A 15,495-nucleotide genomic window follows, 5' to 3' on the forward strand; every position below is an offset into this window, starting at 1 on the left:
GTGATGGTGCCTCCGCGGGGTCGCACCACGAGGGCCAGGGAGCTGAGTGGGGACCAGCCGGGTGTCTAGACCCGGCTGGTCCAGCGTAGGCTACGGGTAGGTGGCCCTCACCCAAGATATGATGTTCGCCAGGTACGAGTTCATGGACCTGGCAGCGTTCGGATACGGGCCGGTCGAGTTTGACTCCGTCGCGGCGATTCCAACAACGTACGGCCCGTTGCTGCCCGGGTAGTCCGTCCAGACCGGTCCTCCGCTGTGGCCTGCCGACCAGTCCACTCCAAGCGTGAAGTCTAGCGGCTGAGACCCCGAGTAACTGATGAACGCTCCTGCTCTAGAGCCAGTCGTCATTCCGTACGCAAAGTTCGTCAAACAGAAACTCGGTGGATTCGGGTATCCGCTGCACACAGGGTACCCGTCATTGTACAGCACGTCGTTGCTGAGGATGTAGGTTCCAGGGACCCAGTAGCCCATCCACCCGGGAGTTCCGTTGCTGGTCGTCCACGGGTTGCTATCGAGAAGCATGATGGCCCAGTCGAGCTGCCGGCACACGCTCAGGTTGCTATTGTAGTGTGCCGGGCAGTCCTCGTAGATGTATTGCGAGGAGTAGATCACGTCGATACCCCACGGTGAACCGTAAGGGGCGTTGGACAGAGTGCTCCCAGTTCCGTTTCGCCGGGGGGTGTATTGCTTGACGTAGCCTCCGCCGGCCCCAACGACACAGTGAGCGGCAGTCAGCACCACCCGTCGCCCCACCAGCGTGGCGCTACATTGATCGTTGTCGAGCGTTCCCATTCGGGAAAGCTCCCTGTGGTTGTAAGGGTAGATTGAGCCGATGGGCTTCCAGACTCGATTGTCGACTCCGCCGGATAGCGCGGCGACATGGCTGTCGGAGCTGATGCCGGTAGGGGCTCCTCCCTCCGACGCGTTGTTCATCCCAATCTCCTCGGCGACTAGCCCAAGGGCGCCGAGGTCAGCCTCGTCAACCAACCACTCCTGGTCCACCTGGTTTACGCCGTCCGTGTGGATCAGGCTCACCTTGCCCGCGGGCGGCCTTGGAGGCTTGACCACCTTCTTGAATTTCTCGCCCTGCTCGGTCCCACGGAAGTCATAAGGTGGGAGCGCTGGCTCGGCGAGATCGGCGTCGGTGAACGTTCGTAGGAATCGCTTCTCCACCGTAACGCTCGGCAGATACTCGGAAACTTTCCTTTGGGCTTCCTCGGTTGGCGTCCTTGCCAACCTCGGCAGGTCTTCTGCCTGTTCCTGGCAGGAAACACCTGCTGCCGTCACAGCGCATGCAGTGAACGCCAAAACCAGTGGTCTCATCCGTCGAGCAATCATCAGCACCTCCAGAAGCCCCCAAAACTGAGATGTGGCGGCATGGTACGGAGTGTGGTGGATCGTGGCGTGCTGTGTCAACGGTTCCACGTGGAACCTCGCCGCTACGTCGCTCAATATTTCAGATTCCAGCCGGAACCGCACTGCTCGCTTTTGCCGTCCCTGTTGCTCCTCAGATCCGGGTGCGTCATAATCTGGGCATGAAGAACTCGTGGGTTGTGTTTGTCATTCTGGTGGGATGCAGCTCCAGCGGCAGTGACGCGGGAGGAACTTCGGGTCGGTTGGAAAACTGTAACGGCATGACCACGGTTCTTGCGCGTGGCGAGGGCACCACTGAAGGGTGTATTGCGGACGAGGGGGAGGCGGTGGCAGTTGGTTGTGCTGGAGAAGCACTCGCCGACTCCGTCCAGGTTTGTGCGGAAAAGGATGGTCAGAAGTACTGGGGACGGGCGTACGGGGCGGTGCAGATGCTCGATGGGTTCACGGCGTGTGACGACCCTCAGCCCGAGCTGTGTTCGCTCTCGACCTGTGAGCTACCCCTGACCAATTACTCTTCCGTGTGCTCGTTGGAAGACACCAAGATCCAGTGGCGCTGTGGTGAGAGCGACTTGGACGAGAACTGTTGCAAGAGGGCAACCTGTTCGTCCAACGAGGATTGTGGGGCTGAGGAACACTGCGATTCGGTGTCGACGTACGCCGCCCGCAATTGCTTCTTCAATGAAAGCGGCACGTGTGGCTGCGAGGGGACGCTGGGCGGTCCTCAGGTGATGGTCTGTGTGCCCGATTGAATCGCTCCGCAAGCCTCTCCACCCAATCACCCCAAAGGATCACCCTCAGGGGTGATTCGCGTTTTTGTGGTCACTTCACCAGGATCTCAACCAGCTTCAACAGAACCGGCCCCCACTGATCCGCCGTCTGAGTCAGAGTCCCCACCACAGCCAGAATGACGGCACCCACGCTACCGACCTTCAGCACCTTCTTTTCGAAGGCGGCGGCCAGCTTGTCGAGGCGTGCGTCATGTTCGGTGTCCTTCTGGTGAAGGCCATCCACCTTGCCTTCAATCCTGCCTAGCGTCTCCTCGGTCTTGGCGTCGGAGGCTTCCAGCTTCTCGATGCGTTCGCTGTGCTTCGAGAGTAGCTCCTCAACCTGATCGCTGATGCGCTTCAGGAGCTTGTACTGGTGCTCGGGCTCTTGAACATCAGGAGGCGGATCACTTGGCAGACCGATCCCCATGATGGTCTTGCGAGACGGGCTCATGGCACCACCCGTGACAGGATGTAGAGGATGGTGATCAGGTTGCCTGAGGCCACCCCAAGAGCGAGCAACGCCAACCCCGCTGGCCACCACACACGCTTGGCCTCGAGGCGGGCCAGGCGTTCGTCATGCACGTCGGTCCTCTGATCCTGACTGGCCTGCCGTGAGGACAACTCCATCACCTGATTCGAGAGGTGCTGGATGGACTCTTTTAGGGGTCCCTGCTCCTCACGCACGACCTGCCTGACGATGCGGGCGAAGACCTGCAACTCGGGTTCGTTGGGCGGGCCTTCGGCAGGGCCAGGCCTGAGGGTGTCATGCTCAACAGTCACAACGAACGCCTCCTTCATCCCTGAGCCCTAGGGGGCACGCTCACCCCCAACTTCACCAAGAAGCTCTCCAGCTCGTTCGTGAGCTTGAAGCGACCATCAACACCCAATTCAAAGATCCCGGGAGGCGGGCGTAGCTGACGCCGTTGCTCAAGGGGCATAGCCAGGATCACCCGTTCGGCCTCCATGAGGGCTTCGGCGACAGCGTCGACCTCGGAAAACATGTGGGAGATGTCGAGGGTGTGGGTGCTTTTAGGGGACATGCCCTAGCAGTTTGAGAAGTGGATCCTCAGGCCCACTTACTCGAGAGGCGGGCGTACTCCGACGCTGCCTCCGTAGAGTTCAGGGCCTTGTCCCACACGATGACTTCGCAGACTTCGAGGGGGGCATAGGATGCGGGCGTACCGCCTCGACGCACGACACCCACGGAGAAGTTGTCTGTTGTGGTGGTCCCACGATCCATGGCCGCTGCGTTGAGGTCGATGCTGCCGTTCCTCCACGTCGTCACGGTCGTACCCGAGTGGGAGTAAACAAGGACCAGGTTGGACGTGTTGGAGGCCGAGCCGTTCGCCGATGCTAGTGAGTTGGCGTCGTCCCTCTTGATGCAGATCAAGGCACCCGAGACCGTGTTGTTCTTGTACATCTCGAGGAGCGGAACGGAGCTGCTCGTACGGTCGAAGGCGAAGTAGGAGTTGTAGGCCGCTGCATTGGTGTGCAGACGGCAGACCATCACGACCGACACTGGAGTGTCTGAACCCGCTGCAACCGGACCAACCCCATCAGCTGTGATGTACTGCGAAGAGCCGTTCAGCGTGATCATCCGGTGCGAGCCCGTGCCGTACCCGTCGGATACGTTGGGGCTGCCCACCAGGGTGCCGTCATAGCCGTTGGCTGTACGGTCTGCCCACGTGGTGTTCCCGGTGCCCAAAGCCAAGTCGTTGGCGTCGAGCCAGAGCTGGACGTTGGCAAAGGCAACCGGCTCATCCCCAACCGTGTACGCCTGAGCTTGACCCTCGACATGAACAGTCCAACCCCAAGTCTCGGAGGCGTTGCCCGTGATCTGGACGGCGATCTCATTGCTGCCTGTGGCCACCCACGTGACGGCAAGGGTCGAGCCTGTCCCACCAGAGATGACGTCGTAGGGCGTCCCAGCGGTGACGGTCCCATCCGTCTCCACGTAGCAGCTGACGATCGAGAATAGGTAGCTACTGCTCGTCGTATACCTCTGAGCCATGACGTAGGCCGTGAAGCAGCCCGAGTAGTCCGCAGCCAGCTGAACCGTTACCGTCTCAGTCGGTGTGTCGTCGGTTGTCTCGTAGGTGCTGAAGCGGTCATAGGCCCTACGCTCTGATGCAACAGTCATAGGTCACCCACCAGACAACGGGTAGTATTGGATTTCCCCACGGACACGAATCGTCCACCCGATCGTGCGACCAACTACACCCGTGATTTCCACTGCCGGGTCACCCGAAACGGAGTCAATCCAGGTCGGCTCTGAGGCACCAGCCAGGGTTCCGCCCTGACCAGCGTCATACCCGGTCCCCACGTCGACGACGCCACCACTGTAGATGACGGCTGAGATCTTCCCGTAGAGGAACCCGCCAGACGAGTTAGCGTCCTGAGCTGAGATCTCAGCCGTGACTCGACCACGCCAGTCCGCTGGAATGTTGAGGACGAGGCCCTCGGTGGCCGTGTCATCCGTTGTCTCCACGGTGACGAACTCGTTGATGAGCTTGCGTTGTGTAGCAGCAGCCATGGGTCAAGCACTCGCAATCTCGGTGATGGTCCCCGACTTACCTCGGAAAACAGTTTCCCGGTGGAATTCTCAACGTAGAGAATGCCGCCGCTCGTGGGGTTGCCTGTGGGGTCGGTGGTCGCCTCATCGATCCCGATGACGCCTACGCCTGAGCCGAAGTCGGCTGAGGCAGCGGCACCGATCTGGACGGAGCCAGTGGAGCTAGGCACGATGAGGACACCCGTGTCGTTGACGCGAACACGGTTGCCGGATGAGCCAGCTGCAGACTGAAGCTCTGCGTTGCCTCCTGCTGAGGTTCCTGTGCCGGCTCGGGCAAAGGTGTCGCCACCCGTGGCAGTGGCCCCGGTGCAGTTCTGGCCATGCAGGATGATCGAGGCACCCGTCACTGAGGCTGTGGTGTTGTCTGCAACACGGACCTCACGGGACTGCCCAGCCAAGGCGCTCATCTGGACGTAGCCCGAGCTAGACCCAACCATCTGAGTCGTGTAGCCACCAGCGGAGCTGCTCACTGCACCAGCTGCTGAGATCGATGAGTTGCTTGAGGTGGCGTTGTTCAGAATGATTCCACCTGGGGCCACGACCACGAACTGGTTCGAGGACCCAAGGCTGCATGTCACTGAGGTCCCAGCAGCGATCACCCCACCAGGCGGAAGACGGATGTCACCCGTCGTCGCATAGGTGCCCGAGCCAACCTGAACAGGGCCAGGCATGGTCAAAAGGTCGGTCGTGGTCACACCCCAATCCATGAGGGCGACGTCCGTGTCACCCGCATCATTGAGCCCATAGAAGCTCGACCCGTGGGCCATGCGAACGGTACCGGTCGACGGCTTGGCGAGGCCGAGGCCTAGCCAACCACTACCGACGTTGACGAACCTGGACCCCTGCATCGAGAGCCCGTTATCTGAGAAGGCGACGATGTTGTTGGAGCCCGCCTTCAGGTAGATCGACTCCACAGCATCGACCTCGAGGGTCATCGAACCCGTGTTGGCTGCGTCACCGATGACGACCCCCGTCGAAGCATCGACGATTTGCTGCCCGGAAATGCTGAGGACATCGCCTTGGATCGTGGCCGAGCTGTACGCAATGTCGTCCTCGGTGGCGTTGGCCACAGCGACCTTGTACGCATCGCCTCCCGTGGGAGCGCTCAAGGATGAGCCGTCAGCCCACCCCACGGTCTCTGCACCCGTGAGGGCCAAAAATTGACCTACCGAAGCTCCGGCTGTGCTGATGGCGATCGTGACATTACTGTCCAACGATCCTCCTCCCGACAGACCGAGGCCAGCATTGACGCTCGTGGTGGTGTCCACCTTGCCAGCGTCGAGGGCGTCCAAGGCATCAGCAGCCGTGGCACCAGCCACACCTGAGTCGTTGGTGACTTCGGAGGTGGCAAGCGTGGCCAGGTTGGTGGCCGTGATTGTGACGTTGCAGCTGTTGTTGACGGCATCGTTGGTGCCCGTGAGGTTCACACCAGCACCCGCCACCAGGTTCAGCCTGCCGCAGGGCTCCATCTCGGTGCCGTCAACGGCGATCTTCTTCGAGAGTAATTCGTCGAGGTAAGTGATTTTATCGGCCATTGTCAGCCTCCGAACCTCGGGTCACCCGCTTTCAGCGAGACCCAGTAGTTGTTTTCCACACAGAATCCCAAGCCAGAGGCGTTCTTCGCCAGGCTCGGAGGTCCTGTCAGTGACGGAGCGTGCACGCCGTGGTGCCACCACGTGTCCCCCTGGTCCGTGCTGTACGTGATCCGGATGCCGACCTTGGGCGTGTCGGAGTCCCACGTGACGATGGCCCACAGGCCTCTCAGCACTGCGAAGCAAGGGCGAGCGTTTGCATCGGACAGCTCATCGCCGACGCTCGTGTCTGCGTAGGCGAAGCTCTGGGTGACTGCCGCAGACCACGTGATGCCGTCGTCCGACTGCGACCACTTGAACGACCCTGCTGCAGTGTTTGGCCACACAGCAACGAAGCCCGATTCAACGCTCCAGTCGATCTTGACCCCGTCTGTCCAGGGACCGAAGTGGGCAGTCCACACCGGGTCGTTGCCCGCACCCTCGGCGCTCCGGTAGTAGTTGCCGTCCTCGGCCAGGATCACGATGGAGCCATCAGCACCACCCACGCAGACAGAAGACCAATCCTGATCTGCCATCGAACCTGCCAAGAGGTTCGTGCTTGAGATCAGGTTGCCTGCTGCATCGAAGAGACAGACGTAGGGCCAGTCGTTCGTTGCGTCGGCGGCAGCAAGAACCCAAGCACCGCTAGCCGTAACGTTTGCCCAAGCTGCGTGGAAAACCTTGAGGTTTGCAGGGAGAGCATCGCCTGCAATCCAGTTGATTCCCGCATCCGTCGAGAACTCCGTCTGGAGGCCTGCCGTGTAGTGCGGGACCGTGACTTCCTCTACGGCGAGCATGTAGGCCACACCCGGACGCTGAGCCCGTGTCCCTACGTCGATGCCGTTGTTGGTCTGCGTGTACTGCTGACCGTCATCCAGGCAGATCCGCCACTGAGGATCGCCATAGATCCAGACCATGAAGCCCTCGGTCCCAACGCCATCCGTGTAGGGCAGGATGTTGGACGCATCGCTCAACGAGTACGTGAACCGATGCCACGTCTGGGCGATGGCAGAGTCCATCTGACCTCTGAGGAACGCCGTGCGATCGGTGAGCCCCTCCAAAGCTACTGCCACCGAAGCAGCATTGCGGTTGTCGGAGCCTTCAAGGATCTGAATGGTTGATGCGTACTGGTTCAGCCCAGCTCGTTGGACGCTCATGTCGTGCCTCGCCAATAGATGAAGTCTTCGCTCCTCGCCTGGATGCAGTTCCCCGAGGCATCGAGCTTGCTGTACTGACCCCACTGGCCATCAGGCAGCGGTGGGTTCGTGTCGTTGGGGTCTAGGGGGAGGTCAGCAAACCCAACGAGGATGTGCTCGAAGAACGCCCCTGAGGATCGCCAGTGCTCCAGCAGGTTCCGGATGTCCTGGATCTGCTGAACGGTCGCAGTGGATCCCCACGTTGCGTTGGGGTCGTCGTCCCACGTGGAGTTGTCCGTGTTGGCCCACGTCAAATCCCGTTGGAAAAGGGAGGTGGGCGGATAGATGATGAGCCACACCCGAGCCTTCAGGAACACGCCGTCCCAGTCCCAGTTGGCTGGAATTGGCAGAGTCCTCGAAACCTCACCGTCCTTGTTCAGCTCGTACCAACACGAGTGAGCGTTCACGACCTGGAGGTAGGCAGGGTCCGGCCAGTGGCTTTGAATCTGCTGCATTTCCAAGTACGGGTTGCCCGCCCTTCGGTGGGCATCACGCCATGCAAGGAGCCGCTCGGAGTAGGCCTCGTCACTCTCGGAGGCGCCTCTTGGGATCAGTCGGTCTCGACCGATCGGGCTCAACGCAGTGGGCGTTCCCACTCCGGGGTACTCCGCCTGCAAGCCTTCAAGCCGAAGCTGCACCGTGGCATCGGCTACAGCCCCTAGGGTGTAGACGGCTCGGAAGATCCGCTTCTCCTCACCTGGCTTGCCGGGGCCAATCCTCGGAGGAACGATCTCGCTCAGAGCGTGACGGATACCTGCCATCACGACACCTGCACAATCGTGATCGTGTAGGTCCCCGGGACCGCCACTTCAGTTTCCACGAGGCTAATGTCGACCTCGCTAGCCAGGTTGCAGGAGATGACCGGGAAGCTGTCTGCAATCTGGATTTGCTTCACGACGCCCACGAGTGCACGCCACGGGATGATGTTGCTCGCACCAGCCGTGACTCCTCCGATGGGCAAACCATTCAGGTACGCATCCAGAGCGTCAGTGACCTCGTCCTGCCACTCGGAGTCACTCAGGACACCAGACGTGACGTAGACCGTCGGAGCCACGTCCACGGCTCTGTCCGTGGCACTGTGGACGACGTTCGTCTGAACCTCAGCCGTAGCGAAGTAGTCGACGCCGAGTTGCACCTTGGCGACATCCGGACCGCTGAGACCACCGTCCGGGGCAGCCACGTAGATCTGGCAGATGCCATCACCGTTGGGCTGCAAAACCTTCACGCGGTTGACGACCACGTCAGACACCAACGAGGGCGTGGAGCACACGAATTCAATGGCCCTCTTGGGGCCCGATGGGCTCAGACTTCCAAGGCTGTCCCTGCATCGCTCACGCAAAGCCTCATCGGTCTCAGCGTCTCGCCCGGAGAGTGCCCCTGCATTGGAGCAGGTGACCCCGAGCGCTGTGGTCACCAGGGTGTCGATCTGCCCTGCCGAAGCGGAGCCAGCCGAACCGATCACTTGGGCTTGGAAGTTCGCCGTGGCGGTCCCAAGGGCACCAAGACTGATGGCCTCAAGGTTTGCGTACGTCGTCCCTGAAGAAGATGATTTTAGGACCAGGTCCCCGGGCGCCCACGAATAGATCCCGCCCCCGATGTTCGTGAGGGCCACTGCACCAACGGCGTAGTCGTCGGTGATCCGCTCGACCCCATAGACGCCCTTGGCTCTGGACGTGAGTCCGTTGCCCGTGGCGGTATCCAGGAAGGCGGCCTTGTTGGCGTCGACCACCAACGTGTGGAGCGCCTGGAAGATCCAACTGGCGACCGAGAACAGGGTCCGAATCGGGGACCCACTCACGAAGTCGTTGACCTTCAAACCCAACGTTTGGGCGAGGTCATAGATCTCCTTCTTGAGGGTCTCCCTCGAGAGCGGAGTCGTCAGGTCATCCAGGTTCAGAGCCATCGATTAGGCTCGAACACAAGTAGGTTATCGGGCCTCTAGGCCTCGTCTTCGAAGATGAGCTTGGCCGCCTCGTCCACGCTGGCGATGAGCCGGAAGGGCCCGAGTCCAGACGTCCCCTCGATACGGATCCTCCACACTGAACCCTCTTGGGTCAGCGTCGCCTGCACCGTGTCCACACGCTCGTCCTTCTTTAGCTCGGCTTCGATGAGGCGAGGGAGCGTGATCACTTCCCGCTGCGTCATTCCCTTATGGAGATAGCTCGCCAGGTCCATCCCATACGATTCGTCGTCAAGCTGCTTTCCCCTGGCTGTTCGAAGGCGCCAGATGAGATCCCACACGAGGATGCGGATGCCCTCGTCGATCCGACCAAGGTGATCCATGTCCTCCGTCACTAGGAGGTCCTGTCCAAGTTCAGCGTTGGTCATCAGGTGATCCCTCCAGTGCCGGTCACAGGACCGCCACCGCTTGGTGCTACCAAGAGCGTGGGCACCACGGTCGCCTGCTGAACCTCGGTCACGATCTCCTCGGCGATCACATCGCAGAAGTCCTGAAGACAAGGGTTGTCCACGAACCCTTCTTTGGTGATCAGCCTCAGCCTGATGGCGTTGGAAAGTCTGGTTGCGTCGAGTGCCATTACTCACACCTCGTCTTCGTCGACCCGGTCGAAACCGCTAGGAAGCCGACCACATCACCCACACGAGCAACCCCTCGGCCCGCGCTCGTCACGGGATCACCCAAGATGATCTCGTCCGCCTCGAAGCGAAGCGATACAGGAGCCCATCCCGCCTCTTCAGTCGTGGAGAAGTGGGTGATCACGGGCATCGAAGCGTCGCCCTCAACGAAGCTGACCAGGACGATGCTGCCTAGCTTCAGGTTGGCCACTGCTCCCGGAACTCCCATCCGTACGGAAATCGGAAGGACATCAGGCCAGGGGCCCTTGGTCACGCACTGGAGGTTGAAGCGGTCGTCTCCATTGGGCGTGACGACTCGATACCTCACAGGAACGTGGAGCTTCGTGGCGGCAGTGAGCCCATCCACCAGAGCCTTCAGAGCATCGAGCAACCTGGACTCAGCCATAGTAGCCCCCTGCACGAGCTGAGAGCTTGCCGTTGTCGATGTTGATTTCGACGCTGGTGACCAAGAAGGCCCGCTCGAGTGGACTGCCTCGAAGGATGACACCCGGGACCACCACGCTTGGCTTGGTGACCTTCAGCGACACGACCCTCAACACAGGATCGAAGGACAACACCTCGAAGCCATCAGCGTCGTCGGCTAGCTCTGTGGGCTGCCTGGCTTCAACTCGGGTGGTCCCGTCAAAGGCCACGTACCAATCAGGCGCGAGGTTTCTGAGGACAACACTCGCTGGTGCCTTGAGGCGGACGTAGTCGACGCCGACTCCCTTGGTGGAAGTCACGTTGATCGTTTCGCCCGCTTCGCCGGCTGTCGTCTGAAGGACGTTCGAGAGCTTCACTCCCGAGCCCGCATCATTGTGATAGTGCCTTGCTGGCAGGACGTTCCTCCAACCGAGCCCCCCCACAACGGTTAGATGGGTGCGGGTCAGGTACGTCGTGGAGCACGTTGGGTCTGCTTGGCCTACCAACGTGAGGTCACCAACTGTGACCGTCGTAGGGCCCTCCAAGGAGGCAGGCTCTGGACACACGACTTGGGCGAGCCAGCAGCCAGTACGAGGCAGGCTCACACGGACTGAGTCGACTGAGAGCGTGTTGCCCTCTTGGGTGATGCTCAAGAAGTCAGCCATTCACCACAGCTCCTTCACTTCTTCGGTGAGCTGTTCGATCTCACGGTCCATCGCATCCTGTGCAGTGGACCCAGCGGGAGTCTTCGAGGCACTGCCGCTGGGCTTGCCCACTCGAGCTGGCTTCGGCTTCACGTACTGAATCAACTCGATGCTGACGGACTTGAGCCCGTTGTCTTGCATCTCGATCTGACCGATCGTCTTCACGACGACGCTCGTGAGGTTGATCGGTTCAAGGCTCACCGAGGGGTGAAAGAAGTCTACCGCCTGCTTCCCGGTCGCCGACGTCTGGAGGATGGGCACGATCTGCTCCACGAACTGAGAGATCTGGTCGGCCTGGCTCAGTCCCTGTGCACCATCAGCGAAGGTCAGCTTAAGCGTGCACTCCGACAAGTCCTTGCCCGTGAAGACAGTGGACGCCCCCGTCTTGGCCGTCCCCTTCTTCGCATCCCAGGCGAGCGAATATTTCCCGCCAGAAACTGTGGCGATCCCAAGGGTCGGAACTCCACCGATGATCGCTTGGTCGTAGGCCTCAGGGTTGAGGTCCGGATCAATGTAGGAGGCAGCCATCAGACGGGCTCCGGTTCTGGGCTGAGTCCACCCGTGCTCAGCACCAACTCGAAGGCCTTGGCCATCTTGTCCAGGAAGGCGGGATCGTCCGCACCCTCCACGCCGTTGATGTTGACGGCTTGGATCGTGATCGTGGTTGCACCACCCCTGGCTCCACCTCCACCAGTACCGTCACCCAACTCGGGGCTTGGGATCGCAGCGGTGGCCAGGCTCTCAGCAGAGCTGACGACTTGGTCTGCCCCGTCGTCCATGCCGACGGCCATACCCTCGCTAGTGAACTGACCAACCTGCATCAACACCTTGGAAGGCGATGCGATCTTCAGCGTGTTCTTCACCGCATCGACGGCACCCGTGGCGACCTTCTTAGCCGCACTGATGACCGAGCTGATCCCGGACGTGATGCCCGATGCCAGAGAGCTGACGAAGTTGGAACCGATGGACACCCATTCCGAGATCTTAGCCTTGGCGGCGTCTATAGCCTTCGTGACGCCGGAGCTGATCGCAGCACCAAGGACCTTCGCAGCTCCGATGATGAAGTAGATAGCGACGCCCAAAGCTGCGAAGGGAGCCAGAGCTAGAGCTACGGCAGCACCAATCAGAGCGAAGGTGATCACGGTCGCCGTGGCAGCTGCTGTGGCTGCAATGGCGATCAGAGCTAGCGGGACCAGGATGCCGTAGAGGGCTGCTTTGATCGGTCCGGCATTCGGTCCTTGGAGTGCATCCCTCAGAGAGTTCCTGACCTTCAAGGCCACGATGGTGAACTTCAAAGCGTAGATAATACCCTGGCGGAAAATGTCCTTAACGCTCGGGGCAGCCTTCGCCGCACCATCCAGCAGTGGCTGAAAGATGGTGGTGACCAGAGTCTTCAATGCTTTGCCGGAGCTGGTGTTGCTGTCGAAGAGTGCCGTGATGCTTCGGAGGCCCTCGAGGAACGGCTCCAAGTTGAGCCCACTGAACAGCTCTCCGATGCTCTCTTTGAGTCGAGCCATCTGAGCCCCGAAGCCGATGGCGGACTTCTTCGCCAGGTCGCCATACAACCCATTGGTTCGGTCGATGACCTTGTTAAATTGCTGTGCGGAATTCTTCGCAGCCTGAAGCTGGCTGACGATCTTCCCCGTATCGGCACCAACAGAGGCAGCGTTGGACACTGCCTGCAATGCTGTCTCGAGCTGAGCACCTTGGATGCCCGCATCACGGAGCTGCTTGGCGTATCCGGTGATGGCCTCACGTCCTAGCGACGTGTTGGCAGCCACCTGGGAGATGACGCCTTGGAGGCTCGTGGCTGCTGCTGTGCTCCCGAGGAGAGCATCCAGCATGATGTTCTGAGAGCGGGCTGCGTCGGCACTGGCGATCGCAAACCCGATGACCTTGGCGGTCACGGCAACGAGGCCAACCGCCAGTGCACCGAGCACTGCGACGACGGCAGCTACGGCACCAACCACGGCTAGGGCTGAGGTGTCGATTTGCGTCATCAGCTCGTCGAGGAAGCTCAGCTCTTGGGTTGGAGGATCGAGCTTGCCGAACTCTCCGCCGAGGTCGACGTACCGGGCCTGAGCCTGGCCCAACGACTTCTTATGAACGTCGATCTGATCCGAGAGCTTCTTGAACGCAGCGTTGCCAGGATCGACCCCGCCCTTCTTCATCGTTGAGAGGGCAGCCTGCATCCTCGAGAGGTCTTGGGTCGTGTCGAGGATCGAACGACGCAGCTTCTCCAGGGACTCTTCGGAAGAGTCCGCACCATCCTCGAGGTTGCCATCGAGGTTCAGCGTGAATGTGCCTTCGGCTGCCATTGCTCTAGAGCGGTTTCAAAAATGGTTACTTGGGACGAGCCTTCGCTTGGGCTTGGATCCAGGCTTCGATGAGCTGCCGGATCACACTCAAGTCAGCGAGGCCCTCGGCGATGAGGAGTGCACCCACGTACCGGTCGACCTCGTACGCCTCTTCACCGTCGAGGAAGGCGAGGAGGAACCCAGCGTCAGCTAGGTGTTGCTTGGCCCGGTCCTGCCTCTTGGGGGCGAAGAGGCTCAGGATTTTCCCTGGAGCTTCTCTCGTCGGATGCCGGCCAAGTGGTTCATGGCCTCCATCAAGGTGGCCCACAGGATCGGGTACTCGTCCGCCAGCTTCACCACCGTCCCCACGTCGGGATGCACGATGTGCGGCTTCACGAACTCGATGACCTGCTTCTCTTTGATGTTGTCCCCGTAGGACTTGAGCTTGGCCCAATGAGCCTTGCCGCCCTTCTTGAGGAACACGGTGAAGCGATCAGCGATCACCACCTGAGCCAGGCCTTCACCTAGAGGGCCGTGCTCGGCCTCCAGCTCCTCAAGCTTCTCCAGGTCCTCTAGCTCACGTCGGGCCTTGGCCTCCTCGGCCTCCGCCTCACGTTGTGCTTCGACCTCGGCACGCTTGGCCTTGGCTACTTCGAGCTTGGTTCGGATGTCTTCGATGTTTTCCATGTAGCTTTTCTCCGTGATGTAGTCAGACGTTGGTCAGTGTGGATTTGAGGGTCTTCACGGCGTTGGCGAACTCCAGGGCCGGGACCTCATCCCCTGCAAACCAAGTCGTCGTGAGTTCCCGGACGGTTCGGTTCTTTGGGATCTCGAACACCCAAAAGACCTTTCCGCGGTCCCTAAACATGTCGACCATGACCAAGCCCTTCGCCCTCAGGTAGGCGGCGAAGTAGAGGTCATTGGTTTCGTACTCGTCGTCGTCGATATCGTTCATGATGGATGTGCTTTGAATGTGATAGGGGGGCCGCTGACTCCCAGAGCAAGAGAGGTACCTAGGCGTCACACCAAGGCGAGAGCCAGCGGCCCGTTAGATTGACTTGTGGAAATCAGGCGACGACTGGGTCGCCGAAGACGAAGGCGCTCACCTTGCCCTCGCCGGACTGGATGTCCGTGGTGGCCACCGACACGGAGCTGACGTCTGTGGCAGTAGGCCCGCCCAAGATCATGAGGCCGCCAGCGACAAGCAGGAGGGGCGTGTCACCACCGGAGATGGTCACGTCGAGGTCCTGGTTTCCCTTGTTGGAGAGGATGATCATCGTCGGTGCGGCGATGGATCCGAACGACACGCTGAAGCTCGTGGCTGCTGCCGTTGCATCCGGGATGTCGATTTGAGTGGCGGCCGAGGCCTGATACGGAGCCGCTGCCTCGAGGGAGCTGCTGAGGGAGTTGCCTAGAGCGTCGATGAAGGAGAGGACGGTCTTTGCCTTAGCGTTGCTGTTTGCCATTCGGAAATTCCTAAAAGTCTAGAGGGGAGTCTTTGGACGAGGGTCAGCTCTGCGGATCTTCGTAGAGGGTCAGACCGTTGCGACGGATGCCGAAGCAAGTGAACTCAACGTCCTCCAAGAGTCCGTCAGGGCCCTCGGAGTAGGAGTCAGCCGTCGAGATGTACCGGCAGTTCAGCAGCTCGTGGAGGTGAGCCCGGTCCACAGAGTTGGGAACGCCTGGCTGTGCAGCGATCACGAACTGCACCGTGATGACGGGAATGATCACCGTGCCGTAGCTGACCCCGCTAGCGCTCTGTGCAGACAGGGCAGCACGCAGGTCAGCAGCCTGATCTTGGGTCATCTTCGCCTTCACGTTCTCGCAGGAGTACTTGCCCTTGGTTTGAGAACGTGGGCGATAGGCGGAGCCTGCACCGTACTGAAAGGCGGGCTCCAGCTTGTCGCTGTAGGAGATCTCGGTGAACCCGTCATAGACGGTGTCCCCGATAGTGAGGCTGATCTCTGACCAGCTGAACTCTAGTCCATTGATGGTTTGCGCCATTTCTTAGGTCTCC

The 15,495-nt window shown here is 60.5% G+C and carries 21 protein-coding genes; 2 read left to right on the forward strand and 19 right to left on the reverse strand.

All coding sequences use genetic code 11. The features are described 5' to 3' along the window. Window positions 1-90: 90 nt before the first annotated feature. The gene (locus H6718_04025; GenBank protein ID MCB9584535.1) at window positions 91-1,173 is read right to left on the reverse strand and encodes a trypsin-like serine protease; all 1,083 of its coding nucleotides are present in this window, start codon (window positions 1,171-1,173) and stop codon (window positions 91-93) included. Between the two features lie 461 nt (window positions 1,174-1,634). Between H6718_04025 and H6718_04030 the strand changes: the two genes are divergently transcribed. Next, complete coding sequence (locus H6718_04030; protein ID MCB9584536.1) at window positions 1,635-2,123, forward strand: hypothetical protein; 489 nt, start codon at window positions 1,635-1,637, stop codon at window positions 2,121-2,123. A 70-nt stretch (window positions 2,124-2,193) separates the two neighbouring features. Here the strand turns inward: H6718_04030 and H6718_04035 are convergent, their stop codons facing one another. From H6718_04035 to H6718_04100, 14 genes are all read right to left on the reverse strand, one after another. Beyond that, the gene (locus H6718_04035) at window positions 2,194-2,592 is read right to left on the reverse strand and encodes a hypothetical protein (GenBank protein MCB9584537.1); all 399 of its coding nucleotides are present in this window, start codon (window positions 2,590-2,592) and stop codon (window positions 2,194-2,196) included. Next, complete coding sequence (locus H6718_04040) at window positions 2,589-2,939, reverse strand: hypothetical protein (protein ID MCB9584538.1); 351 nt, start codon at window positions 2,937-2,939, stop codon at window positions 2,589-2,591. The genes H6718_04035 and H6718_04040 overlap by 4 nt, the downstream gene beginning before the upstream one ends. Then, window positions 2,936-3,181, reverse strand: a complete 246-nt coding sequence (locus H6718_04045; protein MCB9584539.1) for a hypothetical protein — start codon at window positions 3,179-3,181, stop codon at window positions 2,936-2,938. Before H6718_04045 ends, H6718_04040 begins: the two co-directional genes overlap by 4 nt. Before the next feature lie 26 nt (window positions 3,182-3,207). Then, window positions 3,208-4,281: a hypothetical protein gene (locus H6718_04050; GenBank protein MCB9584540.1), complete on the reverse strand. Its 1,074-nt coding sequence runs from the start codon at window positions 4,279-4,281 to the stop codon at window positions 3,208-3,210. A gap of 74 nt (window positions 4,282-4,355) precedes the next feature. After that, entirely contained in the window at window positions 4,356-6,248 is a 1,893-nt protein-coding gene (locus H6718_04055) for a hypothetical protein (GenBank protein ID MCB9584541.1), read from the reverse strand. A 2-nt stretch (window positions 6,249-6,250) separates the two neighbouring features. Beyond that, complete coding sequence (locus H6718_04060) at window positions 6,251-7,441, reverse strand: hypothetical protein (GenBank protein MCB9584542.1); 1,191 nt, start codon at window positions 7,439-7,441, stop codon at window positions 6,251-6,253. After that, window positions 7,438-8,241 carry a hypothetical protein gene (locus tag H6718_04065; protein MCB9584543.1) on the reverse strand — a complete coding sequence of 268 codons (804 nt, stop codon included), beginning with the start codon at window positions 8,239-8,241 and terminating at the stop codon, window positions 7,438-7,440. Before H6718_04065 ends, H6718_04060 begins: the two co-directional genes overlap by 4 nt. Then, a complete protein-coding gene (locus H6718_04070) occupies window positions 8,241-9,383 on the reverse strand; it encodes a baseplate J/gp47 family protein (protein ID MCB9584544.1) in 1,143 nt (380 codons plus the stop codon). Before H6718_04070 ends, H6718_04065 begins: the two co-directional genes overlap by 1 nt. 35 nt (window positions 9,384-9,418) lie before the next feature. Then, window positions 9,419-9,808, reverse strand: coding sequence for a hypothetical protein (locus H6718_04075; protein ID MCB9584545.1), 390 nt, complete (start codon window positions 9,806-9,808; stop codon window positions 9,419-9,421). Beyond that, window positions 9,808-10,017 (reverse strand): hypothetical protein, encoded by a 210-nt coding sequence (locus tag H6718_04080; GenBank protein MCB9584546.1) that lies wholly within the window; start codon window positions 10,015-10,017, stop codon window positions 9,808-9,810. Before H6718_04080 ends, H6718_04075 begins: the two co-directional genes overlap by 1 nt. Then, a complete protein-coding gene (locus tag H6718_04085; protein MCB9584547.1) occupies window positions 10,017-10,460 on the reverse strand; it encodes a hypothetical protein in 444 nt (147 codons plus the stop codon). The genes H6718_04080 and H6718_04085 overlap by 1 nt, the downstream gene beginning before the upstream one ends. Continuing rightward, complete coding sequence (locus H6718_04090; protein MCB9584548.1) at window positions 10,453-11,142, reverse strand: hypothetical protein; 690 nt, start codon at window positions 11,140-11,142, stop codon at window positions 10,453-10,455. The genes H6718_04085 and H6718_04090 overlap by 8 nt, the downstream gene beginning before the upstream one ends. Further along, window positions 11,143-11,709 carry a hypothetical protein gene (locus H6718_04095; protein ID MCB9584549.1) on the reverse strand — a complete coding sequence of 189 codons (567 nt, stop codon included), beginning with the start codon at window positions 11,707-11,709 and terminating at the stop codon, window positions 11,143-11,145. Further along, window positions 11,709-13,499 carry a hypothetical protein gene (locus tag H6718_04100; GenBank protein ID MCB9584550.1) on the reverse strand — a complete coding sequence of 597 codons (1,791 nt, stop codon included), beginning with the start codon at window positions 13,497-13,499 and terminating at the stop codon, window positions 11,709-11,711. The genes H6718_04095 and H6718_04100 overlap by 1 nt, the downstream gene beginning before the upstream one ends. 46 nt (window positions 13,500-13,545) lie before the next feature. Here H6718_04100 and H6718_04105 point away from each other — a divergent pair, with 46 nt between their 5' ends. After that, window positions 13,546-13,692: a hypothetical protein gene (locus H6718_04105; GenBank protein MCB9584551.1), complete on the forward strand. Its 147-nt coding sequence runs from the start codon at window positions 13,546-13,548 to the stop codon at window positions 13,690-13,692. Between the two features lie 41 nt (window positions 13,693-13,733). Here H6718_04105 and H6718_04110 read toward each other — a convergent pair whose 3' ends face one another. The 4 genes from H6718_04110 to H6718_04125 all read right to left on the reverse strand — a co-directional run bounded on the left by H6718_04110 (window position 13,734) and on the right by H6718_04125 (window position 15,482). Continuing rightward, the gene (locus H6718_04110; GenBank protein ID MCB9584552.1) at window positions 13,734-14,165 is read right to left on the reverse strand and encodes a hypothetical protein; all 432 of its coding nucleotides are present in this window, start codon (window positions 14,163-14,165) and stop codon (window positions 13,734-13,736) included. A 22-nt stretch (window positions 14,166-14,187) separates the two neighbouring features. Then, window positions 14,188-14,433: a hypothetical protein gene (locus H6718_04115; protein ID MCB9584553.1), complete on the reverse strand. Its 246-nt coding sequence runs from the start codon at window positions 14,431-14,433 to the stop codon at window positions 14,188-14,190. Between the two features lie 112 nt (window positions 14,434-14,545). Continuing rightward, the gene (locus H6718_04120; GenBank protein ID MCB9584554.1) at window positions 14,546-14,944 is read right to left on the reverse strand and encodes a hypothetical protein; all 399 of its coding nucleotides are present in this window, start codon (window positions 14,942-14,944) and stop codon (window positions 14,546-14,548) included. 43 nt (window positions 14,945-14,987) lie between these two features. Next, window positions 14,988-15,482: a hypothetical protein gene (locus H6718_04125; protein ID MCB9584555.1), complete on the reverse strand. Its 495-nt coding sequence runs from the start codon at window positions 15,480-15,482 to the stop codon at window positions 14,988-14,990. Window positions 15,483-15,495: the final 13 nt, after the last annotated feature.

The sequence above is a fragment of the Polyangiaceae bacterium genome, assembly GCA_020633205.1.
Taxonomy (GTDB): domain Bacteria; phylum Myxococcota_A; class Polyangia; order Polyangiales; family Polyangiaceae; genus JAHBVY01.